The sequence below is a fragment of the Bradyrhizobium sp. USDA3010 genome, assembly GCF_056429065.1.
Genome location: NZ_JBWJZD010000070.1, coordinates 1 through 20303, shown reverse-complemented (window position 1 = coordinate 20303; position 20303 = coordinate 1). Strand labels below are relative to the sequence as shown.

Annotated in this window: 14 protein-coding genes; 5 read left to right on the top strand and 9 right to left on the bottom strand. The window is 55.1% G+C overall.

From position 1 onward, the window contains the following. Positions 1 to 65: 65 nt before the first annotated feature. Positions 66 to 455 carry a hypothetical protein gene (locus tag AC066Y_RS41260; protein ID WP_478278845.1) on the bottom strand — a complete coding sequence of 130 codons (390 nt, stop codon included), beginning with the start codon at positions 453 to 455 and terminating at the stop codon, positions 66 to 68. 1243 nt (positions 456 to 1698) lie between these two features. Then, a complete protein-coding gene (locus AC066Y_RS41255; RefSeq protein WP_456759274.1) occupies positions 1699 to 2082 on the bottom strand; it encodes a hypothetical protein in 384 nt (127 codons plus the stop codon). 567 nt (positions 2083 to 2649) lie between these two features. On the opposite strand from AC066Y_RS41255, the gene AC066Y_RS41250 reads away from it, so the two are divergent. Further along, positions 2650 to 3474 carry a hypothetical protein gene (locus AC066Y_RS41250; protein ID WP_478278844.1) on the top strand — a complete coding sequence of 275 codons (825 nt, stop codon included), beginning with the start codon at positions 2650 to 2652 and terminating at the stop codon, positions 3472 to 3474. A gap of 365 nt (positions 3475 to 3839) precedes the next feature. Here the strand turns inward: AC066Y_RS41250 and AC066Y_RS41245 are convergent, their stop codons facing one another. From AC066Y_RS41245 to AC066Y_RS41215, 7 genes are all read right to left on the bottom strand, one after another. Next, the gene (locus AC066Y_RS41245) at positions 3840 to 4553 is read right to left on the bottom strand and encodes a hypothetical protein (protein WP_478278843.1); all 714 of its coding nucleotides are present in this window, start codon (positions 4551 to 4553) and stop codon (positions 3840 to 3842) included. Positions 4554 to 5735: 1182 nt separating this feature from the next. After that, positions 5736 to 7307 carry a M15 family metallopeptidase gene (locus tag AC066Y_RS41240; RefSeq protein ID WP_478278842.1) on the bottom strand — a complete coding sequence of 524 codons (1572 nt, stop codon included), beginning with the start codon at positions 7305 to 7307 and terminating at the stop codon, positions 5736 to 5738. Positions 7308 to 7425: 118 nt separating this feature from the next. After that, a complete protein-coding gene (locus AC066Y_RS41235; protein ID WP_478278841.1) occupies positions 7426 to 8619 on the bottom strand; it encodes a hypothetical protein in 1194 nt (397 codons plus the stop codon). Positions 8620 to 8628: 9 nt separating this feature from the next. After that, a complete protein-coding gene (locus AC066Y_RS41230; protein ID WP_478278840.1) occupies positions 8629 to 8904 on the bottom strand; it encodes a hypothetical protein in 276 nt (91 codons plus the stop codon). 483 nt (positions 8905 to 9387) lie between these two features. Next, a complete protein-coding gene (locus AC066Y_RS41225) occupies positions 9388 to 12420 on the bottom strand; it encodes a hypothetical protein (protein WP_478278839.1) in 3033 nt (1010 codons plus the stop codon). 354 nt (positions 12421 to 12774) lie between these two features. Then, on the bottom strand, positions 12775 to 13095 hold the full coding sequence (locus tag AC066Y_RS41220; RefSeq protein WP_478278838.1) for a DUF3768 domain-containing protein: 321 nt from the start codon (positions 13093 to 13095) through the stop codon (positions 12775 to 12777). A 152-nt stretch (positions 13096 to 13247) separates the two neighbouring features. Then, positions 13248 to 13493, bottom strand: a complete 246-nt coding sequence (locus AC066Y_RS41215) for a hypothetical protein (protein WP_478278837.1) — start codon at positions 13491 to 13493, stop codon at positions 13248 to 13250. A 329-nt stretch (positions 13494 to 13822) separates the two neighbouring features. Here AC066Y_RS41215 and AC066Y_RS41210 point away from each other — a divergent pair, with 329 nt between their 5' ends. From AC066Y_RS41210 to AC066Y_RS41195, 4 genes are all read left to right on the top strand, one after another. Next, positions 13823 to 15049, top strand: coding sequence for a type IV secretory system conjugative DNA transfer family protein (locus AC066Y_RS41210; RefSeq protein ID WP_478278836.1), 1227 nt, complete (start codon positions 13823 to 13825; stop codon positions 15047 to 15049). Between the two features lie 510 nt (positions 15050 to 15559). Then, entirely contained in the window at positions 15560 to 16054 is a 495-nt protein-coding gene (locus tag AC066Y_RS41205; RefSeq protein ID WP_478278835.1) for a hypothetical protein, read from the top strand. Between the two features lie 192 nt (positions 16055 to 16246). Then, the gene (locus tag AC066Y_RS41200) at positions 16247 to 16993 is read left to right on the top strand and encodes a phosphoribosylanthranilate isomerase (RefSeq protein ID WP_478278834.1); all 747 of its coding nucleotides are present in this window, start codon (positions 16247 to 16249) and stop codon (positions 16991 to 16993) included. After that, positions 16974 to 19655 (top strand): phosphoribosyltransferase-like protein, encoded by a 2682-nt coding sequence (locus tag AC066Y_RS41195; RefSeq protein WP_478278833.1) that lies wholly within the window; start codon positions 16974 to 16976, stop codon positions 19653 to 19655. Before AC066Y_RS41200 ends, AC066Y_RS41195 begins: the two co-directional genes overlap by 20 nt. The last annotated feature ends 648 nt before the right edge of the window (positions 19656 to 20303 follow it).

Sequence of the window (20303 nt, the reverse complement as noted above, 5' to 3'; positions counted from 1 at the left end):
CCTCCAACGCGTTCACGAAGTCGGGTCGAAAAGCGGCGAAAAAGCCGAAGCGTTCGCGCGCGCCTTCACCCCGACCGGAAATGTTCCAGCTGCCCCGCCCGGCAATCATGAATAAGACGGGCTAGGCCCGTCTGCGCCGCAAACAGCGTGGCAACATCCGTCGCGAGCATCATATAGGCACCGTTCGCCGTCTGACTGGCTGGCACGATTGCTTGCGGAACCGTCGCCGTAAGGACGCCGTTGTTAGCCGTGACGGCAGAAGCCCGGAATTTCCGTTCAGCCTCACGAAGATCACCAATCGACTTGTTCAGGTCCGCCATCGTCATCGGCGTCACCAGTTTGCCGCCGATATAGACGACTCGGCTCAGTCCCAGAATGCCAAGCAAAGTCTGCGGAATTTCAAAGGATGAAGGTTGAGTCACGCCGCCATGATGAGTGCAATCTTCTGCTGCCACGATAGACAGGGAGGGCGCCCAGTGCTCATTTGCAAACCGGGTTTAGGGAGGCAGGTTTGCAGCCTGATTCCGCGTTATGGCGGCTTTGGCAGACCGACTACCATCAACGAAATAGCGTGAAATGGGACATAGTGACTCTTATTCAGCTGAACGTTTAGAACGACAAAATCCTTTCCCCACTCCTGGAACGTTCCGCTGACAGTACCGCCAGAAATTAGATTTACATCAACCGGCTCACCGTACCAACTCGGCCAGCTTTTCGCGAATACCTCCTGCAATGTGTCTGACAGAGGAGACGGTGCCGGCGGCGGCGGCGGTGGGGGTATATCTCTCTTACTAGCCATGGCTAAGCCCTTCACATTTTTGCAGGCCCCGTAGACTACGACAAAAACAGGTGCGTTAGCACGCACCGCTGGCGGGGTTCCACATCCCTCCGGGGCGTCGAACAATGGGTAAACCCGCAGCTAGGAGCCTGGCACAAACGAGTCCCGTCTCCCCTATACACTTTCTAGCAAACTACCTGAGGGTCGGCGGCGAGTCCGCAAACGAAGGAGGCGATATACGTTCGTCCGGTCAATCCCTGAACTGCCGACACGTGGACGAACGTGAGATTTCGTCGGTATGGGCCAATCGCAGTTGATAGGAAAGAGGCCGCCAACTGAGGCTGCCTCTAATTTTTGTTAGCGTGTCGAGGCAGCACGCAACTCATCGCAAAAGTAACTGCTCTTCAGCAAAGCGAGCGACAATAATCTCCCGCTGCATGTGCCGCTGCTACGCATACTGCGACAGCAACGCCTCCGGGTAAGGCGGAGCATGCAGCAACCGCTGCGGCCTCTGCAACGCCGCACGCCGCGGTGCAGATTGGATTTTTGAAATTGAAGGTTTGAAGCTGCCGCTGAGCCAGAAAGTCTTGCGCCTTCGGAGCACTTGCTTCGGGGACGACCTTATCCCTAAAGTGCGAAGCTATAATTTTCTCAATCGTAGCGCGATCTGCGGTGCTTAAGCTGTCCCACTCGCTCTTGTTGACGTTTATGTCCATTTCGATCTCCATCAAGTTATAATGTCAGAGAAATATACGGGAATTCAACGCGCAGTAGCGCCCAACTTGCGCAGACGGTCGATTGCATGGCCATGTCGCAGGACGCGCGGAGAAGACGAAAGCTCGCAGCAGCGCATTGGACTCCCGCCCACGGCTGTCGGTCGAGCGCGGCAGCCGCGGCCGGGGACGAAACGTTCCTCCAGCTTATAAGAAGCGCATCGCCGTCGTCAGTCGGTCCTTCAGCGAATTCCTCTTCGCCACATAGCTGCCATAGGACACGGGATCCTCCCCGTGCTCGCCCCCAGAACAATTCAAATGCAAACCGTTGACTAAAATGTCGAGCTCACCCAAACCAGCATTGACCTGTTGCACAGCATTCTGTGTCTGGTCTCTTGCCAAAGACGTTCTTGCGTCGCTGAAATCATTCACAGCCGAGTGACCGTGGACCTGCAACGCGCCCCAGTTTTCCGGAGGCCTTCCGTGGTTCCCGCCTGAGCAGCCCAGGCTCATTGACGCCATCATATCTTGGAGCTGAGGGATTGCTTCGCCCAGGATCTGGTCTACAACGCCCTTCGGATCGGTGGCCATCTAAGTATCCTCCTCGGTTTTGAATTTCCTCATAAGCTTACCAGCCGTGGCTAGAGCTTTTGAGCGGAACTCTTTTTATTGAAAACTAGAGACAGGCTGGCGGCGGCAATAGCCGAAGGAGAACAATGTCACGAACACGACCTTGAGTTACATACTACCTTGAATAGATTGTTGGCCTCTGTAGGTACTCCGAAGGCGCCAACCCCGTCCACATCTGAGCTGCCGACCAAAGGCCACCGCGACGGACGATATGGGTCATTCGAGACCCGGGCGGCCAGCAGAGAATGCCGTTGCAAGCGGAAATAGAGTCAGAGCATTAGTGGCTCCGCGGAGCCGACTAGGACGTTAGAACGTTGAGTGGTAAATGTGCCGCGTGGTCACAAGAAGTATGGCGCGAGCTGCAGACTGAAGACGGCCAGCGCAATTTACACAATATCAAACTCCTTGAGGAGCGCTTTGAGCCGATGGCAGCGTGCTCCTGGAACGTTCCGCTGACAGTACCGCCAGAAATTTGATTTACATCAACCGGCTCAGCTCGAACGAAATTTTCAGATTAGGTTCTGCGCGATGATCACCCACCTCTTCTTCTTATTCTGGATATTTCTCTACTTTCGTTACTTCGATTTTCGCTTTCGGTACTCCGGCCACGTTCCGCGCACTACATTTTGGGGCGCATTCAACGATCGGAGGGCATCAGAAATCCTGAAACAAGATCCTCTCATCGGCGTATCGATAATGCCAACTCCGATCTGGTTAGCCGCTCTTCGAAGTACCTTCGTGATGGCTCCCGTTTTCCTAGCCAATACCGTCGATACCATCACCTTGGCCGCAATGGCGACTGTCGGGCTGTTCCTGTTGATGTCACCGTTGCGCGTACCCTCCCCACTTCAGTTGAACCGGACAGGAGAAGCACTGACGGCGAAAGTCGGCCTCATGCTTGCTGGTTCGCTGAATAGCTTCCTACGCATCGGAATGCTGGCGTTCGCTATCTTCCTGCTTAAGTGGATCACTGGTATCCAGTTTAATCCCACCTGGTTGCTTCCGGATCTGCATCTATTCCCGCAACCAGTCCGGTCGGATGAGCTTCGCGATGCAGTCTGGATCACCGCCTTCTTCATGTTGTTTCTAAAGACGTTGGCAGTCGCGAAGGTCACAATGGATCAAGGCGAGGAGCCCTCGCTATACGCTCCAATTGAGCATCATATTGCTCGCGAAGCTGAGAAGAAGAGAAACTATCGCAACAGCAAGATGTATGCCGTTTGCTTTTTTGCGCTTGGTACGATGAGTTTGTACTTCACCTACAACTACACCGCCCTACTTGAAGGCTTTCACGGACACAGACTCGCTGGCATCCTGATGTATCTGGGGCTCGTACTTCATTTCCATATTTGACGCGCATGGCGCTCAAAGAACGCGCGGTCTTTGGGCCATGCGCAGTTCTGGCTACTGCCGCGGCTTTCACCTCACGCGTCGCCGGCGCGTTCGAATCCCCTGCGGGGGCGTCGAACAAGGGGCGCACCACACGTCGTACTGCAGGCGCCAATGAATGGGCGGACAGGGAGTGGTTACAGCAAACCACTCCATTGCAGTTATGCGCACCTGGTATCCCGATTCCACCTCCTCCACCTATTTTGGGGAATCCAAACTGTGCGTTTGCCGCTGAGCTAAGCGCAAAACTAAGGAGCAGGAGACCAATTTCGAGCCAGCCCAACTTTCTTGTTATAACTCGCCCCTCCGATCCCAAACCTACCTCTGACCTACTCCGGCCGGAGCATCTCAAACGCGTATAGGTAGCTCGTAGTTTGATTTGCGCTTTGCTTGCTACTCCAGCGCCCGGGACCTCCTTCCATGACAAATGAGAGCTGCTCGCTCGGTACCAACTTATCCGCTGGGTGAGTATCATTTGCCGCGAAATTTCTTATCGTTACCTGCAGCTCATTTGTCTTCTCTTGCCAATCGACGAGACGAATTGAACGAACGCCATACTCGCAGGCATTCTCTCCTTTGTCTTCGGCATACCCGACGTACGAGCTCCTCGATGAACTGTAGGCCAAGATTATTCTCCCGTCCCACACACAACTGCGCTTTTGAGTGTTTGGATCTACACGTCGCAACCGGATCTCCCATGTTCCTTCGCGAGGATGTGGGCTCGCGGAGAGTTGCGTCGCGACCGCTGCCGTACATGTTCCCAATATTGCAACGATTGCAGCGCCGAAGATGGATTTACTCATCCACGGATCGCGAAATGGCACAATTGACGTCGCGTGCAGCGTCCAAAGATAGACAATCGCTGAAAACAAACAGATGCTGCTTGCTACCAACACATCGGCCGGGTTGCTCGGTCGTAGCACCACGGCGTACACGATTGAGGGAAGAAGTATGCCCGCCGCAAGCGAAAGCGCTAAAATGAGAGCGGCAACGGGTCGATCCGTTACTCTCGCCTCGTCGTCGTGATGCTCATCAATGCTCATGGCGCGCCATCTTTGCGGGTGAGTTTCTACTGATTTGTCAGAATCTGACCTCGGGTCCCGGGTTGGCCAGCATCACCAGTTGGTCCGAACTCGCCGGGCGGACCGTCCGGACCGGTTGGCCCTCCTCCACAGTACGTCGTCCCGCCGCCACCGGGGCCGCCCGGTCCTCCTGGCCCCCCCGGTCCTCCCAAGCCGCCCGGTCCAGGGGCCCCCGGGTTAGATGAGAAAGCGATCATATCGACCTGTAGAAATATCTTTCCCTTGAGAACGAGCACGCCGCCGTCGCCGCCCTTACCACCGGGAGCGCCCTTCTCTCCTGCCTGCCCCTTGCCGCCACGGCCTCCAGCGCTACCCCCACGCGCACAATCGAAAAGATGATCAGCTCCTCGTTGACCTGGCTCTCCAGGCGCCCCCCTCTGCCCGGGACGGCCGGGCCCTCCCTGCCCGCCGTCGCTTCCATTGAGTGCAACCGTTAATTGGCTCCCATTGGCGAGCGCTCCATCGAGCGTCACTCTGCCGCCGCCAAAACCAGCGGCTCCCGGGACGCCCGCCCGTGTCTCGGGCGCACGCGCTATTTGTTCACTCTCAAACGCCTTTATTGACCCGTTTTCGGAGACGAAAACGGGTGACGAAATTTCCAGGCTTCCGCCGTTGGTAAATATTTGTGCGCTATTGCGAAGCTCGAAGCGGCTCGCGCGAATTGACAGCGAGATCGCGGTCCCTGGTCGACCAATTTTGAGAGTCGTTCCGTCCAAAACCAATGCGGGCTGGGCTTTCAGCCATTCCGCGTACTGAGCCTCATTCAAATCCGGCGGCGGCCTCTTTAAGACATCAGTTGGAAACTCTGAAAGTGACGTTTCTGGACCACGCAAGACGAATTCTTTGTCCTGCGCTATCGCAGCCTCACTAAGCGCCAAGCAAGAGAAGGCAAGTACGACGACTCGCTTTAGCGCGGTTCTTCGGCATTGCGCACGAATGGAAGGCGCCACGCGCGCGGCCAGAACCCAACCAGCGAAAACAGCCGCGCTTTGTTCAAATGACCGACACATTCCCGATCGACCATCATTGCTGTTCTGTTGGCTCGATGATCTAGCCGTCGAAGCTTTGCAAATGCCCATCTTCTATCCTCAGCTTCAAGTACACAGACGCAAGGCTGAGCCAATCCAAAAATCGCCTCTCTCACTACGGTGTAGCTACTGCTTCGCATGCTCGTTCGGCTGACCACTTCCGAATGCGCTCCTCGGAGACCTCGAAGTGCATCGTGTCGCGAAAACCAACGCCTGAGTACCAGCCTGCCTTGTTGAACAGCGGGATTAGGATCGCAATAAATCTTGGGACGGTTTGACCTGTGTTGGCAGGTGCATCATATCCTACGACCTTGAAATCGACAGCAGTGCCCCAAGCGTGATTGGAAACATATCTGCTGACTGAACCGTCCGTCGGCTTGCGCATCCGCACGCTTAGCATCCCCTCCGTCGACAGTACATTCTCGAGGTCGGGATATTCGGCGAATGCTTGTCCCAATACATCCGTTACGTCGGCGACCGCAAGGTTCAGCCCGGTCAGACGGAACAGAGGGGACATGCGCGCGGTCACGAGATAGCGCTTGACGAAATCGGAAACGCGCTCTGGCTGGTCCGTGGTGGTAAGTGGCATCCGGGGTGTGCCAAGCAGCGAGATCATCGTCGCTTCCGTTGCGCTCGAAATCCCCTCATTGATCGGAAGCAAGCTAGCGATGTCCTCCCGCTCCAGATATTTCCTGGCGGTGTTTGCCCGGCTACCGTCGCCCGCCGCCATTATCGCCGCCACATACTGAATCCCCCGCCCGCCGGCAGCGACGGCTGGGGTGTCGATGATCCGTTCGACCGTCATCAGCAACTCCCGGCTCGCCGATCTCACCTCCGCTGCATGCCTCACGATCGGTCCCCAGTGACCTGCAGCCAATCGAAGGCCCAGGGCGGCAATTTCGACGGCCATCGCCGGGCACTTCTTTGTGAGTTCCTGAAACACATAGCCTGGTGACCCGGGCGTCCCGACGTTCTCATCTTTGTAGCCACTTGGAGGTGACATGCCCTCCTTGAAGATATCTTCAAGCCCCTGGCTCTGATCACTCTGATAGTGATGCACGATATCCAAAAGCTCGGCCCGCCCAGCGACGAGGTTGAAGCTCACCTGGAACAGGCCAGCTTCGGCAGTATCTGCGCTTACGTTGTTTGCGCTCTGGTCTCGGCCCTCGACACAACGACCGCTGCTCTCGCGCATCCCTAGTCCTAGAAGCAGCACGAACACACTTCGCAAACGTTCGAGCGGCGTCGCCGTACCCATACCGATCGCCCGCAGTTGGTCGGCGTACCAGGTCAACGCATCACCCTTGAGATGCCCCTGGTTATCTAGATAGGCCGCCTCTAGCGCGCGAGACATCCGGTCGGTGACCGGATCATGCGCTTGCAGCCTGGCATATGCCGATGCGTAAGCAACGGCCATACCTGCCGTGTAGCCGATGCAAGCCGGTCCACGGTCCTTCCAATAGTATCGGGCAATCGCTGATGCCTTTGCCGCGGCGATAATGCGCGGCGCGTATAGGTTGAAATCTAACGCGGTATCTTGAAGCGGTGACATGGCTTCGAACGGCTTGACGTCAGCCGCAAACATCTGAATTGTCGCCCGAACATTCTGATCGGCATCGGGTTGCGGATCGTTCGCCACATGCGACGCGCGGTTCGGTTGCCTCTTCTTCGCCCTCGCCGTTTTCATCAACGATGCTCCTCTGCAATCTATCGTTCGCAAAAACCATCGCCCGCACAGGCGCGCAGGTCTTGACTTGACTCTGCGCTCCGGCCTTGGCGATCTCGGCAGCTAAAATCGCAGGGCCTTAGTTCTTCACGCTAAGGCTAATCGTCGTCAGATCCACCTTCTTGCCGGTCTGTTCGATTTTCCCACGCTCGTAACCCAGCGTCATCCCGATATTGTCAGTGAAGTTGTACGAGAGGGACGGATTGAAATGCTCGAATGTCCGACCACTATAGAAATCGCGGTACCAACTATACGTCACGTTCAGTAGCCATTTGGGCGGCGGCGGCTTGTCGGGATCAACGTTCGTCGTATCTTGCGGCACGAAGTTCAGGGAAACCACCGGTCCAGCACGCAGTACCTGGTCGTGCGAGTCAAAGATCGGATCCTTTACAAGCTTGCTCGCTCTCTCGAAATACTGTGCCCGCAGCAGCGGCGTAAACCAAAAGTACCCCAGCTGTCCCACCGGAACATTGCTACCGATGCGGTAAGCATCACTAAGCGGCTGGAGCTCGGCCGTCGTCATGTACGATCGCGTGAGGCCGCTGAAGTCTGAGACCACGCTGGCACGCGCTCTGGCGTAGACCTGCCAGCGGTTCTGCAAGAGATCGGGCACCCGATCGAACAATGCTTCGCTCGAAAAACCGTACGTCAGGACGTTGGCGTTCTGCGCTGCGAGTGCTGTGTTACTATTGGTTACGCGTTGAAACGTCACCGTCGGAGCGATCGCCCAAAGATTGAGATAGGGGCCATCAGACAAATTTGGATTGACCCAAATCAGCTCCCCTGCCACGGCGCCCTTGGCAGACCATTGATCATTCAGCGCAACTCTATCGCGCGCCCACGAAAATTGAGCTCCTTTGGCCAGCGCACCGTTGCAGTTCTGCGCGTTCAGGAAATTCAAATCAGTAAAGCTGTCGCCGACGGCTAGGTGTGCATTCCATCCGTCGTGACAGGCTTTCGAATCCAATGCGCTTGTCAGAAATGGAATGACCGCTTCGGTCGCTGGCACGGGCTGCGGGGTTGGCACCGTCGCGGCGGCCTTCAGACTTTTCTTCGCCGGCCTCTTCTCAGCGATCGGGGACCCAGTCTTGTCATCCTCGAAGCTCGCTCGTTCGCCTCCGTCCTTTTCGCAGCTTGCGTAGTATCGCTTTACCTTGTGCCCGGGCAGCACGCAGACAGCCTCCGGCGCCTTTGCTTGCGTTTCGCCAGTTGAAGACACAGCGATGATCATTGCGGCTGCCGACAGCAGCCGCCCAATCCGATTGTGGCTCATGATCGTACCTCAGACGGTCGCGCGTTCGCTATCGAGCGCCAGGAATCTTGCCTTGCCGGTACGTTGGTCAGCCTTGTAACTCGCCATCTTGCGGCGCGAGGCTACGAGCGCATCGGCAATCTGTTTGATCGTTGCAAGGCGATCCATGTCGGTAGCTCGCAATCCGTAGCCAAACGAATGTATGTGCGGCAGAAAGGAGATGGTATCGGCCAGCAAACGCCAACCCGCGAGGTTGGTATCGTATCCGCATAGATGCCTGACGTTTGAGTTCTGGTCCTTAATCAAGGACGCATTCGTGCTCCTGCTCCTGAAAAACGCGAGTAGGTCTTGAACAACAAAGTCCCTGTTTGAAATCGACATGTGGCTCCCCCAAGCCGATGAATAGAACCGATCTGATCAGCAATTTAATTTGGTTGCAATCAGAATTTCTCACAACTATGCTATATTCCTTTCAAAGCGGCACCCTGCGCTATGCGCTTTCCGCCCCGGGCCGAAGTCCCGACCCCGGGATTGCGCTGTCGCGTGGGGACCGGCTATTCGAAAGTCACGCTCCTTCTCCCGACGAGAAGCAAGCCACATGGCGCGGCTACTACGCTCAAGGTCGCACGCGACCTGCTCCGCTTCGCTGCCCCCTTCGGCTGACCGCGCCGCTTTGTGTGGCAGTGCCGGAGGAGTCGGGACGAAGGGCGTCAGTAAAAACGCGCCATCGGCGCGTTTCGACACCCCTGCGGGGCGCCGAACAAAGGGCAGACCCTAAGCTCATCGATGTCAAGACCGTGAGTAACCCTCGCCTTTGTCCGGCTCCTCGTATCGACGCTTGCGCATTTCGAGTTCTTCTTCGCTCCGGCGTTGTTCGGCCGCGACCTGACGGTCGAGGCTCGCGATATATTCCTGCGCGAACGATTTGACCTTTTCATTTGCATCTGAGAGCCACGGTACCAGTGCATCTCGCTTGCCTCTGTACGCCTCCACTAACCCAAACTCGCCGCCGACGACGCCTGTTGCTTGCAACACCAACTCTACGTTTTCCCGCAACCGATCGTCTGCAGGCAGCCGCCGAACAATTTCCTTACATAGAGGTTCGACAAATGACTCGCCGCGATAGCTGGACAAAATCCTGATCACGAATTCCAGATCTTCGTGAGTACCGGCCTCCACAAGTGACATCAGCTTGCGATTGAGCGCATCCGACAACGCGGGAAACGTCGCGCTTATGAGACGGCCGCCGGTGAACTGGAACATAACGTCACCGCCAGCGAACAGGCGACGTACGCCATCGATCGCATGATCCGCTATTCCCTGGAAACAGTTTTTGAGTTCATAGAATTCATACGGTACGGGCTCATATGCATTGTCCGGGTCCGATGAGGTGGAATATTTCAATCGCTCCACGAAGAGATCAAAGACTCGTTCCGGACGAGTGTTGGCGATATGAACGAGAAGGAACTCAGCGTGCGTATCGATGCGGGGCGCGTGCAATAGGCTTTGGAGGATGACTTCGACACCTTGCGGCGTCAGATCGCGAACACAGGAATCCGCCTTCGGCACGAACCAAGCAAGATTGACCCAGCGCGCATCCTTCTTCTTTGTAAAATACGTGACTCCGGGAAGGATAACTTCGTCAATCAACGCTGTTGTCGCGTCCTTGTATCGGCGAAACGCCGTATCGAGAACGTGCACGATCACGTTTTCATCGTCGAGTCTGATCCCGGCTTCAAGTAGCTGCTTCAACATTTCCTCGTCTAACCGAGTTGAAAACTTGAAGTAGTGGGCGATTTGAATGAGGTACCGATCCTCTGCAAGCCATTCCGCTATCCGGTTTTCGAGCGTCGCAACTTCGCTGCCCTGAGCCAGGCCCGAGAGCATGATGCCGAGAAATCCCGTCAGCGGTTCCTCCAACCGATCAATATACCGGAACACAACTACAGGCTTCTCACGGCCGAGCCGCTGTAGAAATTCCCCAAAGCTCTGGAAAGTTGCCATATCGTTCGATTTCGTCTGCGCGCAACGATTGATGATTGCGAACCAATCATCGGCATTCCCCTCCGTAACGTCAGCAACCAGCTCGTCGATACGCTTGCTGCGATACGCTTGCTCTTCGTCATATTGAAAGCCGTCGCTCTCCCACATCGGAGGAAAGACCGATTCGAAGCCAACCAATGTCTTGTAGGTTACAAATCCTTTATTCGCGTGCGCACGCGTGCGGAACGCTTGTATGCTCTCATGCAAGCGACCAGCGGCAGCGAGAACCGCGGCATCGATGTCCTTTGCGACTTGAATTCCCTTGTTTCGGCGGTGCATCGACAAAATCCGATGCTCGATACTTTGGATTATCTCGTAGTCGTCTCCCGCAGCTAGCGTGCTGAAGAAATCGACAACCCTAGCGCTATCGTTGAGCACATCAGCAAGCAATTGATTGGAGTAGTTGGTCGATGTCGGCATTCCTGTGGCAGAAAACAGAACTCTTTTGATTTGGGCTCTTTCATCTGCCGACGTCGCTGATCGATAGAGCTTGCAAAGCGCATCGATCGCTTCCGTACGCATCGAGCGCAAGGCGTCACTCGCCACAACGGACCCGCGATGTAAGGTCATAGTATTGTATGTGCTTGTAGTCCCCTGCACCTCGGTACTTAAGGCCTCGTCGAGCACCCTCAGAAGAACTGGCAGAACCGGCGGCACGCGATCCTCGTCAAAGTCGCGCACCTTCCGAACGAGGGTTACCTGAACTACCGGCCCAGCCCGCTTCCATACTTCCATTTCATGGACCCCGAGCTCATGGATGAGATCGAGGAGATGCTTGCGCTCGGTTTCATCCTGCGCACCGGGAAAGACATCGCATATCGCTTCGAACGTCCCCCCGATCGAGACATACCGCACCTGTCCCAGAATCTCGGAGGCCACCTTGACGACACGCTCAACACTTACTCCGGGAAAATTGCCGCCGGGCGTCTCGATCTCCCGCGGCTTCGTTAGCCGCGCCGCCTTTACCGCCGCGATGATGCTGTCTTTGATTTCGGGATAGACGATCACATGGTCGTCGTAGTTTGGCAGAACGTAGTCGCGGAAACGCTCCAGCAGTTCCAACCGCTCGTTGTTGTCGGCGCACTCAGCGAGAGCCTTCAACGCGCCACGATCGAACAACTCCTTACCGCTCATCAAGCGATCGTAGTCGCTGATCGCTTTCTGGAATTCATAGCCGGCAGGAAGCAGGTATGTCTTCATGATCGTCTCGAAGCGCTTCTCGATCGCTTCAAAGAGTTTCCCGCCAAAGCCCGTCAGTTTCGGCCGCTTGTAGAGAATGTTGTGCTCCATTTCGGACCACGTGTGATTCAACGTCGTTTGCACTTGCACCTCGCAGGCAAGACCGGCAAAGCGCGCATACTCCGGCAACTTTGTCCGATCATCCTTGAGAGAAACGACGAAATTATCGGAGATAAAACAATTCTTTGGGTCACCATCGCCTGGCACCGGGTGATGAATCTTCGTGCGATCCCAATCGACATCGAAGTTATCTGTCATAATGCCGCTACGCTGATAGCGCGTGACGTCCGAATTCGAATAGAAGATGAGCCGACAACCGGCCAGGTCTTTTATGTCTTCCGCCAGCGTCGTAGTCTCGAGCTTTCCACGCTCCTCTAGCTTCTTCTTGAGTGACTTCGGGTCCTTCGCGCGACCCTGCACGAGTTGCAGCCTGAACGCGACCGGATGCGCGGTGATCGCAGCGCGAAGAATGGACGCGACAACATCGGCGAGAGCCGCATAGTCAGCCCGCTTCGATCTGGAATAGGTTTCAAAATCCATAGGTGAATGCAATGCTCAGAACCGACTCAGTCGGTTAAGCCGATTGTACCAGCGCAGTACCGATTCGCCGCCGAAATAACGATGCAGCAAGCCCCCCTAGCCTGAACCACATCGATTTTTCCGCGACCGTAGCCGAGCCCTTGGGAAGACGCAATTTATGAGCATAGAAAAAGAAGACCCTCGCTCGAAGCGAGGGTCGGGACAAAAAGAACGTCTACGGTAAATCCGCTCTGTTCGGGCGCACGACAGCATCGCGCCGTCGGTCAGGCCTTCCGAAGGTCCCCGCAACGGTACTCCTCCTGCTGGAGCGTCCATCCGCTGCGTCTAGATGGGAGGCGGTCACTTCTTGCTTTATCAGTACTCGGTCGCGAGCATGAGCGTGAGCACTCGTAGTGTCCGCTCGCGATTGCCGGGATCTTCGGAGCCGTGCCGCATGTCCTTATCGTAGTAATCTATCTTCCAGAAGAACTTGCGGCCGACCAGATCGAAGCTTCCGAAGTCGTGCTCGCCGTGCGGATCGTTCTCCGGGGTAAAGTCGGAGAACTTCGCCACTTGAAGAAGCGCCTCGGCCTTCACGCAGTCCGCTAGCTCCGCAACGCCGATTGTCATCATGACCTTGCCGCCGCGGAACGTGTTCCGGAACGCGTCGTTGAGAAGTGCGATCTTATTCATCATCACGCTCCTCCGCGTCTTCGCTTTTGTACGGGGACATATGACGTGCGCCGCAGTACGGACAATCATCGTCACACTGTGCGGACCAGATGTCCGTCCACTCACGACCGCATTCTGCGCAGTGGTAGTAGTTTCGAACCAGCATCGTCGGCCTCCTAGATCAGACCGGCGAGCACAAGTACCGATACGACGGTGTTACCGCCGCACGCCTCGCAGAAGCCCTGGTCTTGATCGGGCTCCATATCTGCCGTGTGGTCACATCCCTCCGTCATGCAGATGGCCGGACACACTGCATCCTTAAGGGCCGTCGCTAGCAGAAGATCGTCGAGGCTATCGAAGCCGCTAAGATCGCAAAGCTTCATCAGCTTTAGAGCTTTTTGGGAAAGAGCAATGTTGGACATCATGTCCTCCTCGCTACGAGCACCCGACCCATTCGGGGGCTCGATCGCGAGGCGGAATCCGAGCGTCCGTCACTGAGCCGGATTAGAATAAATACCCAATCGACCGTATGGACGCTCGTCGCGATGCCTCCGCCTCGCCACCGAGACCCGGACATGCATGCAGGTCCCGGATCGCGGGGCGGAACGTGCAAAGATCAAAACTCTGAGGTGATTGTCGCGACTAAATCGAAACGAGTGGAGGCGGGAGATCGTGCCACTTCGTCACTGAGCGGAGCGTGACATCGAAATACCTGACACACCCTCTCGGAGGATATGTCTGAAGCGCGAGGATGGAGCGCATGCCGCTACGACTTACGCGTTTTGCTCGCGCCGACCATCGCAACGTCGGCCAGACCTTTGGGATCAAGGACGAGGATCGTTTTTCGCACATCTACATCATCGGTAAGACAGGTACAGGCAAGTCGACCTTGATCGAGACGATGGCGCTCCAGGACATTGAAAACGGACGCGGGCTTGCGCTTATCGACCCCCATGGCGATCTGGTAGAGCGCATCGCGGCTCAAGTGCCGACACAACGAAAATCGGACGTGATCTATTTGAATGCCTGTGATCCAACGCAGCCGTACGGGTACAACCCGCTGCGCCATGTTCGCGAAGATCGTATCGCCCTTGCCGCTTCCGGCTTCATCGAGGTCTTCAAGAAGATGTGGCCGGACGCATGGGGCGTGCGCATGGAGCACATCTTGCGAAACGTGCTTATGGCACTCCTGGAGCAGCCGGACGCGACGATGCATGACGTGCTTCGCATTTTGTCGGACCAGAAATTTCGTACGGAGATTGCGCGAAAGTTAAAGAATGAGACCGTCCGTACGTTCTTATTGAAGGAGTTCAATCGCTTTTCATTCGGCTACCGGGCAGACAGCACCGCCCTTATTCAAAACAAAGTCGGGGCCTTTCTCTCTGACCCGCTCCTCAACCGGCTACTCACCGCGCCCGAGCGCGACCTCCACATCCGGCAGATCATGGATGAGGGCGGAGTGCTGCTCGTGAACCTAGCGAAGGGGCAAATCGGCGAAGATAGCTCATCGCTACTGGGCGGTTTGCTTGTCACAACGCTCGGACTGGCTGCCTTCAGCCGAGCGGAATTGCTCGCGCATGAACGGAGAGATTTCTACGTCTACGTTGACGAATTCCAAAACTTCACGACGCTCGCCATGGCGAACATGTTCTCGGAGCTCCGCAAGTATCGTGTCGGCTTCACGGTCGCCCATCAGTATCTGCACCAGCTTGAACCGGACGTGCGCCATGCAGTCCTCGGAAATGCGGGTACGATTATCTCTTTCCGCGTGGGCTCGGAGGACGCGACGTACCTGTCGCGAGAATTTCAAGAGCGATTTGAGGAGGTGGACCTGTTGCAGCTGCCGAACTACCACATCTACCTCAAGCTCATGATCGACGGCATGCCGTCAAAACCTTTCAGCGCCGTTACAATTGAACCTAGCGCCCGGCACGTCCTCGATCCTGCGCCACACCCTAGCTTCGAACCTGAGGCTTAGAATGTTTACCTCTTGGCCCTGGAGCGCCATCGCCTCGATCAAGGTCGACTTGCCTGTACCTGTCTTACCGATGATACAGATGTGCAAGAAGCGGCATGCACTCGCGTTGTGAGCCATCGTCATGTCCACCGTACGACTGAACCAGCAGACGGGTTCTATTCATCAGGGCTGGCCGTTTTTTTGACGCTCTCCACCATTGTGGGGTCGGTTATGGATTTCGACGCACCCACATGGTAAAATTACCATCTGCTCTTTGAGATCCACACGGAGAGTGATTGGCGCGCCGTGTTTCGTGCGCCGTACCTCTAAGCTCACTCAAATGCAGGTCGGCTCCGCTCTTGCAGCTTTCTCGGAAATCTGCACGCCACCAAGTGATGGACCACACAACAATCACCGCACAATTTGCCGTGGCGGCGAGGCGCCCTTCGCAAGCAGCGATCGGGCTCCTTTCCGCCATGGTAAATCCGGATTCAACGGGAACCCGCTGGCGCTTGGAAAGGAAGCAAGTCGATGTCAGCGAAAGCTAACCGTAGGAAGCCCGCGCTCAAGCTCGAAGGCTCGCTTGATAGCATCTTGCACGTGGATCGCTCAATTCCTCCGATCTACCCGAAATGGGTCAAGAGGGTGATGCGCCCCGATCTCCAAAGGAGTGGACCAGCACGCTACGATCTAGCGCATGTCACACTGTGGCTTCATGAGGCGCAAAAACGGGGTGATGTTATCAACGGACACTCGATTCACAGTTATCTCGTAAACACCAATTCTCTCCCGACGTGCCTTGGTATCCGTGACGCCGAAGAGATTCAAAAGAAGGGCATAGCAGCCTTCCGTAGGTTTTTCGGTACGACCGTGTTCTTTTGGAGATCTGTCGTTCAGCGCGACGATGGATACCTGAGCGTACCCTACCTCTATGAATACTACGGAGACGAACTCGTTTTGAATTTCCTCTGGCTTGGCGACGACTGGATCAGTCTCAATCCCGCAGCCCGTTTGGAAATGAACTGAGGACGAGTACAAGTCTATTATTTGGGCCCATAGCAATGCTGTGGGTCCCTTTCTTCGCGAGAGAGGTGACCCCCGAGGCCAGTATAGGCTATACTCGATCTGTTTGTTGATTGCGCCCTCGACATTTCTTAGATCTAGGGCCACCTTTGATCCGATTAATAAGGATGAGATGCAAAGCCGTAGGAGAGCCCCATGGCTGAGCGGTGTGATTTGTTTAAGCAAAATCCGAGCTCGGGCCGTGTCCGAGGACCTCGTATAAAGATCTGCGGGATAACTAGTCATCGCGACATCGAACTTTGCACCCAAATTGGTGTGGACGCCCTCGGCTTTCTGGTCGGTCACGAGAAATTAGGACAGGACGGCAGCGTGCAGGGGCACCGACTGAGCATTGAACGTGCGAAAACCTTAGTGGGCGCAGTGCCGAACCAAATATCCAGCGTGTTGCTGATCCACCAAACCTCGGCTGAAGACGTCCTAGCCCTATGTCGCGCAATTTCGCCTGACGTCATTCAGGTTCAGAAGGAGGTTGCACCGGAAACCCTTCGGGAAATCAGAGACAACCTCCGTAGTATTAAGATCATTAAGACGTTTCATGTCACTCCAGAAAGTACATCGGACCAGGTTATAAGCGCAGTAGCGGAATTCCGGCGAAACGCGGCTATCGATGGGGCTCTGCTGGATTCGCGACGCTCTTCAACTCACCACCAAACGGGCGGCACCGGAGTGACACACGACTGGAGCATCAGTGAAGCCGTTGTGCGCACGCTTCCTGATCTGCACGTTGTTTTGGCTGGGGGGCTTAAGCCACAAAACCTTACCGAGGCCATTTCTCTTGTTAGACCATACGCAGTAGACATAATGACCGGCGCTGAGAGCGCCAAAGGCATCAAGGACTACGAAGCTATCAGGAGCATCGTCAGTGTCGTTGCCGCGAGCTAAGCCGCGTGAAGCAGGCGCTTTTGGTGCGAGCGAGACATCATTGTTGCCTTGCCCGACATTTGAATATCCGTTCTATCAGCCCGTACCGGTGCTGTCGCCACTCGCGTTTGGATATTGTGAGCCGGACAATCTGCCTGCTGGCCTGTTTGAGCGCGATAAGATCTACGAGCTACCTCATTACCATCAGTCAGCGCTAAAGGGGTGGGCAGACAATCTGCGCAAGGATTATTCCCCCGCTAAAGGGTCGTTTGACTACAAAATCTCTTTGCGAGACCTGGCGTCCTATTTCTTTATTCTTAAGGGCTCGGGATACATCGAGAAGCTACCGGAAAGCATTCCGTGGTTTAGCAAAGAAGACGTCTCTCGTAATATCTTCCGCGAAAATTTCGAAGGGGTTGCGACGCCACTATCAAAGTTCAATGGCGAGTATCCAATGGGCAATCTAGCGAGCTCCTTGGCGATCCTCTACTATCTTGAGCTCACGTCTATTGTGGGAGATCATTGCGACCCAGAAAAAGTGGCGGAAAGTGTACTCGACTTGCAGGAAGCTGACGGCCACTTTCGCAAAGCCAGAAAACGAGACTCGTATGATCACGAGGAACTCAACAATCAACTGTTGGCTCTCGCGGCACTCGGTCTACTAGACGAACACTTTGGCCTGAACTCAATTCACGCCGCGAATGCGACTTCGCTGCAAAACTGGTTGTTGGGGCAGTTGCGCGAACTGCAGCAGTCGGACTTTGATCCAGATGATGTTTACAGGCTTCGCAGCCTGCTGGGCGCTTTCGAGATACTCCGACACGCTGGAGCCGACAGCGCGGAGATCGATAGTCTCGCCCTTGATGCAACAATAATGAAACTATTTGGACTGGGGGAAATGTGGGCAGAATTCAAGGGAGAGCACGCGCGCGAAAAGTATAATTCTCTCGAAGCGGGTCTGCGGTATTTTCCTTATGACATGGGGTTACTCATTAATACGCGTCCTGGCATGATAACCAACCGTTTTACTAAGGATTATCGTCAGAAAATCGGGGAATTCCAAAAAATTCGAAAGCGAGTTGAAAAGAGCCCATTTTTTTCTTGGGGAGACCGATCGTTTGATTTCTCATTGTTCGGGGCGTTTGCGTCCTTGGTGCATCTAAAGCGTGCAGCGGCGGCAGCTCTCCTATTCAACACGTATCGCTCCTACGCCACCCGTGACGATCGTCACTTGTTTGGTGTGGGTTCCTTCTGGGAAGCGCTAATGCTCAGCTATTTCTATAGACACCTTCCAATTATTCACTCATTTGAGGAGCCGGTTCTCTGGTATAAGGGCGCACGGCATGTGTCTCTTAAGATTCGTAATGCTAGCGCGCAGCCAGTTCGCGATATGCAATGTGAATGGCTGACCCCGGTTGGTCCCCCAATCCGTGTTCCCAAATCAGACGGAGAGGACAGCTCCTTCGAATACTGTTTCGAGCCTTGGCGTTCGGAAAGACCGGTACGAGTGCTGGTGCGAGGGAGCAAGTTAGAACCGGCTTCGCTAACGGGACAGCAATATGGAGCGGTTCATCTGAAGTTAGGGAGGAGGAGTGAATCCCCATTCCCTCCTCCTCTTGACCATTTCCCGGGGCCCGTCATCGTGTGCAAATACGAGGGCCAGGATTATGCGCTGGTAGCGCCGTCACAGCGAGTCTGTGTGGTGCCAAAGCGCACGGTCGTTGAACAGGTCCTAGAACAGGCACTTGCAAAGGAACGCAAAAGCAAGAGCATGGCTCTGGAGTTCTTCCGCCAGATTATCCATAAGCAATATGGGGCTATCATATCTGAGGAAGTAGCGGATCGGATCTATCGTGAGTTCTTTCCGTCGAGCTACCAAAGGTGGTTAGCACAGTTTTCGCCAGATGAGGCGGCGCTGATGTCCAGATTGTATAAGGGTTTGCGCTACTACACGACAGCTCAGGTACTCCACTCAATTAGAGAACTCCTTGGCCGCAGTCCGATTTGCAGGGCGGCTCGCACCGCACTCTTCGTGGGCATCGGGCAACACCAAGCAAAGAGCGGCCCTCATTTACTCTTTCATGTGAAGCATGCTTTCCGCGAAAGATTTCCGGACGCCGATCCAAACGAGGTCGCATTGCGATTTCAGCACCCATCCAATTTAGTAGATTTCATTCGGACCAATCCAAAAGTTGGTGAACTAGTGATAAAGCGGATAATTTTCGTTGATGATTTCTTGGGTAGTGGTGGGACAGCGATTAGGGAAATCGGGAAATTTAGAAAGCAGCATCGGAACCTAAATTACCCCGTCTATTTGATCGCTATCACAGGGTTCGAAAGAGCCTGTAATGATATCCGCAAGGCGTTTCCCGACATTCGCATTTTCACCGCTGAACGGAGGTTGAGCGAGCAAGATCGCGCGTTCTCACCCAAGAGCAATATCTTTCAAACGGAACGCCAGCGCAAATATGCACAGGAAGCATGTGAAAGGATTGGCAATGAGCTTCTTAAGGAAAGATATCCAGAAGCGAAAGAGCGTAAGTTACACGTTCTCGGGTATAAGGGAACACAAGCGCTCGTGGTGTTTGACCATAATACGCCCAACAACACTCTGCCCATCTTTTGGTCCGATGAGAGCTACAATGGCAGACCGTGGTATCCGCTTTGGAGGCGAAAGGATTGAATTGATATGTGAGGCGAGTTCGATTAGCGCCTAATATCGATGGCGCGGAAGCTTGAAGGTGTCTGGCAGCATCAGTCGTTCCGACGGCGGCGAATTGACGCGCAGATCCAAAACGGAAATTCAAATCTAGAAGTCTCGCGCAGATTTGAACTTGTTTGCAAACGCGCGCTTGCGTGATGCTGATGGCCAAGCGTTAAGGTTTCGGTCGCTGACAACCCGATAATTGTTCGCTCTCGCGCATTAGCTTAGTTTTCGGGTTGCCGCCGTCCTTCCCCCTCCCATGCTCGCGGAAACCTATTAGCGGACAAAGCGTCGTTACATATTTGAGTAAAGCGCGGGTGATGGATTATGTGCCTTCCAGTGTCGGCCCGAGCCCACCCCCTGCCTCGTCCGGCTCTGCCGGGCGAGGCAGGGGGGCTTCGCTGTGTCCGCCAGAACTAAGCTGTTCAGCTAAGGAACAACAGACCCAGGTCTCCGCCACCAGGTCAGCCGATCGCAGGTCGCTAGAAAGCAAAACAAACGTGAGCGTCATGCGGAGACCACGCGCTGAGGGTTGATCTGGTCGGCTAGGAAGATCTCGCGGAATGGTTTGTCGCGAGGTCACAATGTCAAAGAATAGTCGTAAGGATAGCGATAAGGATAGGCATA